The following is a 10,117-nucleotide window of genomic DNA, read 5'->3' as shown; positions in this document are numbered from 1 at the left end:
CGGCCGGCGGTCCTGCCGATGACGGTCAGCCTGGTCCCCGCCCGGGACATCGCCGCGGCCGTGCCACGGCGTGACTGGACGGGACCGGTCGAACTGCTCGCCGTCGGCCGTATCGACCGGGAGAAGAACCCCCTGCTGCTCGTCGACGCGCTCGCCCACCTGGAGCGGCAGCGGCCGGGGCGCCATGTGCTGCGGCTGCTCGGCCGCGGGCCGTTGGAGGACGCGGTCCGGCGGCACGCCCGCCGGCTCGGCGTCGACGGNCGCCCGCCGGCTCGGCGTCGACGGACGCGTCGTGTTCGAGGGGTACGTCCCCTTCGGCCCGGCCCTGCTGCGGTTCTATCGGCAGGCACACATCCTCGTGCACGTCTCGTTCACCGAGGGTGTGCCGCAGGTGCTGATCGAGGGCCTTGCCTGCGGGACGCCCGTCGTGGCGACCGACGTCGGCGGTGTGCGCGCCGCGCTCGACGGGGGGCGCGCCGGCCTGCTCGTGCCGCCCTCGGACGTCGGCCGGCTGGTGACCGCGATCAACCGTCTCGTCGACGACGCCGACCTGCGGGATCGTCTGGTCGCCCACGGCCTGGTCACCGCCCGGGCGGTGACCCTGGAAGCCGAGGCGAGCCGGGTCGCCCGCTTCATCGCCGGGGAGGCAGGGGAGAAGGCGTGACCCGGACGACTCCCGCCACCCACATACGGCGTAGGGGAGTTGGTGCCGATGGGGGAGCCGGTGGCGGCGGGGGCGGACGTACGGTGGCGATGCGGTTTCCAGGCCCGCTGGCGACCGGTGGAGTGCCTGGCCCCGGGACCGTCCAGTCCGGCTTCCGGACGCCGGATCCGGTGGGAATCCCGGGCCCGGCCCGGCCGGCGGTACGCCACCGGTCGACGGGGAAAGCAGGGGGAGGACGTGGTCCGTCGTACGACCGCCGTGGCCGGGACGACCGGGCACATCCGGCGGGCTCTCACCACAATATCGGTGACGGAAACGTCGGTGGCGGAACACCCGGCGGCAGAAACCGCGGCAACGGAACACCCGGTGGCGCAGCGCCCGGATTCGGCCGCGGGACGCCCGTTCAACGAAGGACCCGTCCTCGGCGGAAGGCCCACCACGGCGGGCACGACAGGGCGGACCCGTGGGGAGGTGTTTCTCGCCGGGACGAAGCTGGCCGCCGAGATGCTGCTGGCGGCCCTTCTGTTGCTGCTGGCCCTGCCGGCGCTACTCCTGATCGCACTTGCCATCAAGATCGAATCAAGAGGGCCGGTGTGTTACCGGGCGCTGCGGGTGGGCCATCGGGGCAGGCCACTGGCCGTCCTGAAGTTCCGGAAGATGCGGATGGGAATGTCGGGGCCGCCGGTGACGGCGGCTGGCGACGAACGGTTCACCCGTATCGGCGCCTTTCTCGCGCGCCGGCGCATCGACGAGATCCCCCAGCTGTGGCACGTCCTGCGCGGGCAGATGAGCCTGGTCGGCCCGCGACCGGAGGATCCCCGGTTCGTGGCCCTGCACCCGCGGGCCTACCAGGAGATCCTGACGGTCCGTCCCGGCCTGTCGGGATGGACCCAGCTCGTCTTCCGGGACGAGGGCGACCTGATCGGTGCCGGGCAGGACGGGGATCCGGTGCGCCGTTACGTCGACGACCTGCTGCCGGAGAAGGTGCGGCTCGACCGCCTGTACGCCGCTGACCGGCGGCTCACCACCGACTGCAAACTGCTGCTGTGGACCCCACTCGTGCTGTTCTGCCGTTTCGACGTCGAATATGACGGGAAAACAGAACGGGACAGGAGAACCGAGCTTCGCAGAAAGCCCGAACACGACGGAAAAACTGTCGGACGTGACGGGCGAGGAGAGCTCTTCCGGCTGGTCCGGAATTCTTCCACGCGAGCCGGACGGGCCGTCTGCCGAAGCAGGCGGGTTCCGCACCGGAGGGCCGAGGACGGGGATGTCGATGAACGGGATGAGCGGTCTGTCGCACATCAGGGCGGTTGTTCTTGCCGGCGGGCTCGGCACCAGGCTGCGCCCGTACACGACAATCATCCCCAAACCACTCGTGCCGGTCGGTGAACGCCCGATCCTGCAGCACATCATCGACCGGCTGCGGGCCGTCGGGGTGACCAGGATAGATCTCTGTGTGAACTATCTCGGAGGGCTCATCGCGGCCTATTTCTCCCAGGCCCGACTCGAACCGGGTCTGGAGCTGCACTGGCACTGGGAGGAAAGACCGCTGGGCACGGCCGGGGCACTGCGGGCCGTCCCCGACCTCGACCAGACGTTCATCGCCATGAACGGCGACGTGCTGACCGGCCTCGACTACCGCGAGCTGGTCGACTTCCACGTCGAGACCGGCGCCGCCCTGACCATCGCCACCCACAAGAACCCGGTCGACATCGACCTCGGCGTGCTCGAGACCACGGACGGCTATGTCAGCTCCTACCGGGAGAAACCGACGCTGCACTACGACGTGAGCATGGGCGTCTACATCTACGAGCCGCGGGCGCTGAAACACCTCCCGGACGGTGAGTGCCAGTTCCCGGAGCTGGTCCAGCGCCTGCTCACGGCCGGTGAGAAGGTCGCGGCATATTCCAGCGACGCCCCCTGGTACGACATCGGCACACCGCAGGAATACGAGCGGGCGGTCCAGGACGTCGCCCTGCTCACGGAACAGTGACAGTGATGGACTGGGCCGTGCCGCTGTCGGATCTCGTCGTCGAGGACGACGATCTACGGGCGGTGACCGACACCTACCGGTCCGGATGGCTCAGCATGGGCCCGCGGACCCGTCAGTTCGAGGACCTCTTCGCACGCTTCGTCGGTACCCGGCACGCGGTCGCGGTCACGAACGGGACCGCGGCGCTGCACCTGATGTGCCTGGCGGTCGGGCTGACCACCGGCGACGAGGTGATCGTCCCGTCGCTGACGTTCGTGGCGACCGCCAACGCCGTGCGCTACACGGGCGCGACCCCGGTCTTCGCCGACATCGCCGGGCCTGCGCGGCCGTGGCTGTCCGCGGCCAGCTGCGAACAGGTGATCACCAGTCGGACGAAGGCCGTCCTGTACGTCGCCTACGGCGGGCACGCCGGGGAGATCGGGGCGCTGCGCGACCTGTGCGCCCGCCGCGGCCTGATCCTTCTCGAGGACGCGGCGCACGCCGCCGGCTCGTGGTGGCACGGCCGCCACCTGGGCACCTTCGGCACCGCCGGCGCCTTCAGCATGTTCGCGAACAAGAACCTGGCGGTCGGCGAGGGCGGTGTCGTGGTGACCGCGGACCCGGACATCGCCGACCGGGTGCGGCTGCTGCGCTCCCACGGCATGACCACACTCGCCTGGGACCGTCACCAGGGCCACGCGCACACGTACGACGTCGTCGCGCTCGGTTACAACTACCGCATCGACGAACCGCGGGCCACGCTGGCCGCCTGCCGACTGCGGCGGCTGGCCGCGGAGAACCAGCGGCGGGCCCGGCTGGACGCCCGCTACCGGGAGGCGCTGGGCGACCTCGACGTCGTGATCCCGGGCCACCCCGTGGACGCGGTCCCGGGGCAACCCGTGGATGACGGATGCGCCCGCTCGCATCATCTGTTCGCCGTCGTCCTGCCCGCGGACGTCGACCGCGACGCGTTCCGCGGCCACCTGTCCGAGCGGGGAGTCCAGACCAGCGTCCACTATCCGCCGGTCCACCGCAGCACCGTCCACGCCGCCCCGCCGGGGTCGCCCCGGCGGGAACTCCCGCTGACGGACGGGTACGCGGCGCGGACGGTCACCCTGCCCATGTTCGCCCACATGCGCGACGACCAGCAGGAACAGGTGGTGAGCGCGACGGGGAAGGCCCTGGCGCTCGCCAGAACGAGCTCCCGGCGCCGGGACACCAGCGACGAGACGGCTGCGAGGTGACGACGTGGAGCCATCGATGGAGCCGCCGACGGAGAGGCCCACACCGTCGTCTCCGGCGCCGTGGCGGGACGGCCCCGCGCGGGGGTGGGACGACGAGCGTCCCGCCGGCGACCTGCGGGCTCTTCGGGCACACCGGCTGCTGGTGACCCTGGTCACGCTCGCCGCGCTCGGCGGCGGTCTGCTGGCGCTCGCCCTGCGGCCGACCACCTACCACGCCAGGGCGGACGTTCTCGTGACACCGCTGGCGCAGGACGACGACAGCCTGCTCGGGCTGCCGCTCGTCCGCGACCTGGGGGACCCGATCAGGACGATCCAGACCGCCGCCGCCGCCGCGGACAACCGTGACATCGCACAGGTCGCGGCCACCCGGCTCGGCGCGCCCTGGACGGCGGAACGCGTCCAGCGGACCGTCGACGTGGCGCCGAAGGGGCAGACCAACATTCTCGAGGTCGTGGCCAGCGCTTCTGTGGCGAGGACCGCGGCGGATGTCGCGAACACGTACGCGCACTCCCTGATCGACACCCGGCAGGCCACGCTGCGACGGCTGGCCGACTCCTCGGCCCGCGCGGCCCAGGCCAGGCTCGACGCGCTGCGCAGCCAGCCCGGCGGCGCCGGCCAGCAGAGCGGCGACGCCGCCGGCCAGCAGAGCGTCACCGCCGCCGGCCTCGAGCAGCGGCTGGTCGAACTGGGCCAGGTCCGCGACAGCGGTGATCCCACCATGTCGCTGCTGCAGGACGCCGCGGTCCCGCGCTCGGCCGCGGGCGCCCCGGCCTGGCTGGTGCTGACGATCAGTACGCTGGCCGGCCTCGTCCTCGGGGCGGCAGCGGCGATCACGGCCGAACGGCTCGCCCGCGCACGGCGTGGCCGGCAGGGCTCCGCCTGGGACGACGGGTCCGCCCGCACGGTATCGGCAGGCACGACATCCGCGGGCGTGATGCCGGCGGGTACGGGATCGGCAGGCACGGTACCGGCAGCGGACACGGCGGCGGCCGACGGCGCGTCCCCGTCGCCCGGACCGCAGGCGTCCACGGTGGACACACAGGCCGGTGTGGCCCCCACGGTGCGGGCGCTGGATGGCCAGCCGACCGGGCCCGCCCGGTAATGGCGCGGACAGCGCTCGTCACGGGGGCGGGCGGGTTCATCGGCGGGCATCTCGCCGCCGCGCTCGTACGCGGTGGCAGCCGCGTCCGTGCCTTTCTCCGGTACAACTCCCGGGGCGAGAGGGGCAGCCTGGAATGGCACGACCAGCACGTCGTACGTGACATGGAGGTCCTCTTCGGTGACCTGCGCGACGTCGAGTCGGTGCAGCGGGCGGTCAGCGGCGCGGACGTCGTCTTCCACCTCGGGGCGCAGATCGCCATCCCGTACTCCTACGTCAACGCCCGGGACTTCTTCGAGACGAACGTGCTCGGGACGCTGAACGTCGCCGAGGCCGCGCTGCGCGCGGGGGTGGGCCGGGTCGTGCACACCTCGACGAGCGAGGTGTACGGCACCGCCCGCACCATCCCCATGACCGAGGAGCATCCCCTGACGGCGCAGTCCCCCTACGCCGCCAGCAAGACAGGCGGCGACCAGCTGATGGGCGCGTTCCACCGCTCGCACCAGCTGCCGGTGACCGTGCTCAGGCCGTTCAACACCTACGGCCCGCACCAGTCGGCCCGCGCGGTCACGACCACCGTCATCACGCAGGCGCTGGCCGGTGGGACGCTGCGCCTCGGGGAGCTCGACACCCGCCGGGACCTCACCTTCGTCTCGGACACCGTCGCCGGTTTCCTCGCCGCGGCGGAGTCCGACGCCGCCGTCGGCCGGACCGTCCACCTGGGGACCGGGCACGACGTCTCGGTGGCGGAACTCGTCACCGCGGTCGGCGACCTGCTGGGCCGGAAACTGACCGTCAACGTCGACGAGACCCGGCTGCGGCCGCCGCACAGCGAGGTCGCACGGCTGGTGTCGAATCCGGCGCTGGCCCGCGAGCTGCTCGGCTGGGCCCCCCGGGTCGACCTCGACGCCGGGCTCACGGCGACAATCGGATGGATCAAGTCGAACATGAGCCGGTTCCGCGTCGGTGAATACTCGAGATGACCGCCGCGGGTGACTGCGGCGGCCCCGCCCGCCCCGCCAGCGGGTCGATATCGGCGACTCCCGTATCGAGTAAGGTCTGCTGGGAACAGGGCGTGTCGGCGGCGGGACACCGGCGCATCCAACCACGGGTGTGTCCGATCATGCCGGACGGTGCCACGGCGGTGACGCCGCCGAACCGGTGAGCCGACCGCTCCCCACGCCCGTGGGGGTCGGCATGCGGACCCGGCGGGCAGGGCAGCAGACACGGACAGGGCAGACAGGGCAAGGACGACGTGATGTGTGAGAGAAGGCCCGGCGGCCGGTCATCGCTGACCGGCGCCCACGGTAGCCAGAGCGGGGGGCGGTCATGAGCAAGGTCCCCCAGACGGACGCCGAGTACCGGGCATCCACGCTCTACGCCAAACGCCATTCGGTGGCGCACCTGCTCGCCCACGCGGTGCTGGAGAAGTTCCCGGACGCCAAGCTGGGCGTCGGCCCGCCGACCCGGGACGGCTTCTACTACGACTTCGCGCTCCCGCGCCCCCTCACCCCGGAGGACCTCGCCGAGCTCCAGGAGCGGGTACGCGCCCTCATCCGCGGCGGCGTGCACTTCGAGCGGCACGAGCTGACCGCGGACGAGGCCGTCACCAAGTTCGCCGATCAGCCGTTGAAGCTGGAACTCATCCGCGACATCGTCGCCGGCGGCGTCGACGACAACGGCGAGCCGATCGAGGGGCCGGTCGAGCTGTCGGTCTACGAAAGCGGCGACTTCGAGGACCTCTGCCGCGGGCCGCACATCGAGGACAGCAGCGCGATCCATCCCGACGCGGTGGCGCTGCTGCGGGTCAGCGGCGCCTACTGGCGAGGCGACGAGAAACGCCAGCAGCTCCAGCGGATCTACGGGACCGTGATGGACTCCCCCAAAGAGCTGCGTCACTACCTGTGGCAGCTGGAGGAGGCGAAGAAGCGGGACCACCGGGTCATCGGTGAGGCGCTGGACCTGTTCGCCTTCAGCCCGGCGGTCGGCAAGGGGCTGCCGCTGTGGCTGCCGAACGGCACCATCGTCCGCGACGAGCTGGAAACCTGGGCGCGGGAGGTCGAACGCGCCCACGGCTACCAGCGCATCGTCACCCCGCACATCACCAAGAGCGACCTGTACTACATCTCCGGGCATCTTCCGTACTATGCGGACGACCTCTACTCGCCCATCGACATCGATGGCGAGGAGTACTACCTCAAGCCGATGAACTGCCCGCACCACCACATGGTGTACAAGGCACGCCCGCGCAGCTACCGGGAACTGCCGCTGCGGCTCGCCGAATACGGGACGGTCTACCGCTACGAGCGGTCCGGTCAGCTGTTCGGGATGATGCGGGTGCGCGGTTTCTCCCAGAACGACGCGCACATCTACTGCACGCGGGAACAGGCCATCGACGAGTTCCTCGCCGTCATGCGGCTGCACGCCCTCTACTACGACAAGCTCGGCATCGAGGACTACCACATGGTCCTCGCGCTGCGGGATCCGAAGAACACCGAGAAATACCACGGCGACGAGCTGATGTGGCAGGAGGCCGAACGCATCACCCGCGACGCCATGGAACGGTCCGGCATTCCCTACATCGAGGACATCGGCGGCGCGGCGCACTACGGGCCGAAAGTCGACTTCATCCTCACCTCGGTCACCGGCCGGGAGTTCGCCGCGTCGACGAACCAGGTCGACCTCTACATGCCCGAACAGTTCGGCCTGACCTTCACCAACCGGCACGGTGAGGCGGAGCAGGCGGTTGTCCTGCACCGGGCGCCGCTCGGCTCGCACGAACGTTTCGTCGCGTTCCTCATCGAGCACTTCGCCGGGGCGTTCCCGGTGTGGCTCGCCCCGGTGCAGGTGCGGGTCGTCCCGATCAGCGACCGGCAGGCCGACGGCGCCGCCGCCGTCTGGCGCCGCCTGGTCGACGCGGGAATCCGCGCGGAACTCGACGACAGCGACAACACGATGCAGGCGAAGATCCGCAGGGCCGAGCAGCAGAAGGTGCCCTACGTCGCAGTCATCGGTGACCGTGAGCTGGAGAACGACTCGGTGTCCGTCCGCGCCCGCGGGCGGCGCAACCTGGGCTCACGGCCCGTCCCAGAACTGATCGAGAAGCTGGGCCGGCTCATCGCCGACCGCGCCATGACCCTCGACCTGGATCCGGCCGGCTGATCCCGTCCCGGACACCGGGCTTGTCTCCGGGTCTCCGGTCTTCCTTTCCCGCCGGGCGTCCTTCTTCCACCGCACAGGCTGCTGGTGAGAGAAAGACACCCGGCGGTGACGCGTGCTCCACGGGTGGGCGCGGACTGTCGGTTGCCGCCCGCAGCAGCGCCGGCCCCAGCGCGAGCAGGAACCACAGGCGCTTGTCTATGGCGTTGGACAGGAAGACACCCGAAACGGCCATGCTGAACGTGGCCAGCAGAACCGCGCTCGCCACCGCCGCGTTCCGCCGGTCACCGAGCGCCTCGAAACGCCGGGCGGCGAGGAACATCGACCGCAGGCAGAGGACGAGAAAAGCCAGGAACAGCGCTACCCCGACGATCCCGTTCTCCGCGAGCAGTTGGAGATAGGCGTTGTGCACCTCGTGCGCGCGGCTGATGATGATGTCGAGCCAGGGTACGGGCCCGACCCGGCGCACGTAGTCGCTCTCCACCGCCGTGTAGTTGTTCAGCCCGACCCCCAGGACCGGATGGTCCCGCACGACGCTCCAGGCGACCTTCCACAGGTCCACCCGGCCGTCCCCGCGGTCGTTCGTCGTGATGCGCTCCCAGGCCGCGGGCGACGTCGCCAGCCAGGCGGTGGCCGCGGCCGTGACAAGCAGGATCAGCCCGGCCACCCGCCGACGGTGGCGCCGCAGCAGGACGAGCGCGGCAAGGGCGCTGGCACCGGCGGCGACGAACGCCCCACGGGAGAGGGTCGCGGCGAGCCCGACGGCGGCGAGGCCGCTGGCCGCGAGCAGGAGCCGGCGCAGCGCCCTGTTCTCGCTCGCCGCGATGAGACCAACCGCCAGGATCAGCCCCGCCACCAGCCACGAGGCGAGAAAGTTGGGATCACCCGCCCCGCCCTGCAACCGGGGGGCTCCAGCCAGGCCCGCGGGGTTGCTCGGCCACGGGCCGGCGCCGGCCAGGCCGACGGCGACCGAGAGCACCGCACCGGCGAGAAACGCGCCGGCGGCCAGGCGGACGGCCCGCATGTCGGCCATTGCCGTACCCACCACGACGAAGATCATTACCAGTGCCCACCAGTGCCACAGGTCGGTGGCGGCGGCCCCGATGTCGACGGCCCACAGCAGCGACAGCGACAGCGACGTCAGCAACAGCATGCCCACGGTGACGAGCCCCGGCCGCTGCCGAAGCGCGGAGAGGTCGACGCTGCCACACCCCGCCGTCCGCGGTGCCGGCCCTGCTGGTCCTGCCGGTCCGCGCAGTGCCACGAGCCAACGCAGGATGAGGACCAGACCGGCCGCTTTCGCGGCAAGGTTGAAGGCCGGGACGGCCTCGAGGAACAGCGTTGGCGTCCACAGGGCGATACCGAGCCGTAGATCCACGACGGCCAGGGCGACATACAGCACGAACACGAGCAGCGCCAGCCCCACCCACACCCGTTCGGCCATGGTGGCACCGACGAGCACGGCGCCGACGGTGGCGGCTACGGCGACCGCCGTTTCCGGCCTGCCGGGCGCTGTCGCACCAGATTTCACCAGGCCGGGTTCCACCGCGCCACACCGTCCGGCGTCCGATGGCCGCAGGCGGGCGGCCCACGCGGGGACTGTCCGCATCACCGTCGCCGGGCGGCCGTGACGCCGGGGATCGTTCGGCCAACTCGTCAAGGCACGTACACCCTCCCGGTCCGCGCGGCACTGGTCCGTCGCTGGCCCGTCTCCGGTCCGTCACCACCATGTCTCCGCCTGTCATGGTCGACCGTATGCCGGCCCAGCCACACGCAGGCCCCGCATGCGCGGTAGTTCGCCTACGCCAAACGCGGGTGGCGACCGCGACGAGGCCACGTCAAGCAGTGCGTGCCTCAAGCAGTGCGTGCCTCATTCCCACGCGGGGTCCGCGCTCAGCTTTTCGATGATCCGGTCGTGGAAGCTTCTGCGCTCGAGTCCACGGTCGCCCGGCCAGCGGGAGTGTCTCGTGATCAGT

Annotated in this window: 9 protein-coding genes; 7 read left to right on the top strand and 2 right to left on the bottom strand. The window is 71.2% G+C overall.

Going from position 1 to position 10,117, the window contains the following annotated elements; translation table 11 throughout:
- Positions 1 to 237 (bottom strand): hypothetical protein (locus FrCorBMG51_RS31675; protein WP_235433700.1); only part of this gene is annotated, 237 nt, incomplete at its 3' end.
- Between FrCorBMG51_RS31675 and FrCorBMG51_RS18040 the strand changes: the two genes are divergently transcribed.
- The 7 genes from FrCorBMG51_RS18040 (at position 185) to thrS (ending at position 8,144) form a co-directional block, all read left to right on the top strand.
- A complete protein-coding gene (locus FrCorBMG51_RS18040; RefSeq protein WP_047224235.1) occupies positions 185 to 664 on the top strand; it encodes a glycosyltransferase family 4 protein in 480 nt (159 codons plus the stop codon). The two genes, FrCorBMG51_RS31675 and FrCorBMG51_RS18040, sit on opposite strands and share 53 nt — an antisense overlap.
- A gap of 237 nt (positions 665 to 901) precedes the next feature.
- Complete coding sequence (locus FrCorBMG51_RS27165) at positions 902 to 2,056, top strand: sugar transferase (RefSeq protein ID WP_157180558.1); 1,155 nt, start codon at positions 902 to 904, stop codon at positions 2,054 to 2,056.
- Positions 1,941 to 2,660, top strand: a complete 720-nt coding sequence (locus FrCorBMG51_RS18030) for a nucleotidyltransferase family protein (RefSeq protein WP_338052763.1) — start codon at positions 1,941 to 1,943, stop codon at positions 2,658 to 2,660. Before FrCorBMG51_RS27165 ends, FrCorBMG51_RS18030 begins: the two co-directional genes overlap by 116 nt.
- 17 nt (positions 2,661 to 2,677) lie before the next feature.
- Positions 2,678 to 3,883 (top strand): DegT/DnrJ/EryC1/StrS family aminotransferase, encoded by a 1,206-nt coding sequence (locus FrCorBMG51_RS18025; protein WP_162233239.1) that lies wholly within the window; start codon positions 2,678 to 2,680, stop codon positions 3,881 to 3,883.
- 16 nt (positions 3,884 to 3,899) lie between these two features.
- A complete protein-coding gene (locus FrCorBMG51_RS18020) occupies positions 3,900 to 4,985 on the top strand; it encodes a GumC domain-containing protein (protein ID WP_047224234.1) in 1,086 nt (361 codons plus the stop codon).
- Complete coding sequence (locus tag FrCorBMG51_RS18015) at positions 4,985 to 5,965, top strand: SDR family NAD(P)-dependent oxidoreductase (RefSeq protein WP_047224233.1); 981 nt, start codon at positions 4,985 to 4,987, stop codon at positions 5,963 to 5,965. Before FrCorBMG51_RS18020 ends, FrCorBMG51_RS18015 begins: the two co-directional genes overlap by 1 nt.
- A gap of 346 nt (positions 5,966 to 6,311) precedes the next feature.
- Entirely contained in the window at positions 6,312 to 8,144 is a 1,833-nt protein-coding gene (gene thrS / locus FrCorBMG51_RS18010) for a threonine--tRNA ligase (RefSeq protein WP_047224232.1), read from the top strand.
- Here thrS and FrCorBMG51_RS18005 read toward each other — a convergent pair.
- Positions 8,098 to 9,672, bottom strand: a complete 1,575-nt coding sequence (locus tag FrCorBMG51_RS18005) for an O-antigen ligase family protein (protein WP_139342432.1) — start codon at positions 9,670 to 9,672, stop codon at positions 8,098 to 8,100. The genes thrS and FrCorBMG51_RS18005 overlap by 47 nt on opposite strands.
- Positions 9,673 to 10,117 lie beyond the last annotated feature (445 nt).

Source organism: Protofrankia coriariae, assembly GCF_001017755.1.
Lineage (GTDB): Bacteria > Actinomycetota > Actinomycetes > Frankiales > Frankiaceae > Protofrankia > Protofrankia coriariae.
Note: the sequence above shows the minus strand (reverse complement) of the source record. Positions and strands in the feature narration are given on the sequence as shown.

What these genes read in the sequence shown, in the direction of transcription:
- FrCorBMG51_RS18030 (WP_338052763.1), top strand. Translation starts at nt 1,941, where the DNA reads ATGAACGGGATGAGCGGTCTGTCGCACATCAGGGCGGTTGTTCTTGCC.
- FrCorBMG51_RS18020 (WP_047224234.1), top strand. Translation starts at nt 3,900, where the DNA reads ATGGAGCCGCCGACGGAGAGGCCCACACCGTCGTCTCCGGCGCCGTGG.
- thrS (WP_047224232.1), top strand. Translation starts at nt 6,312, where the DNA reads ATGAGCAAGGTCCCCCAGACGGACGCCGAGTACCGGGCATCCACGCTC.
- FrCorBMG51_RS18015 (WP_047224233.1), top strand. Translation starts at nt 4,985, where the DNA reads ATGGCGCGGACAGCGCTCGTCACGGGGGCGGGCGGGTTCATCGGCGGG.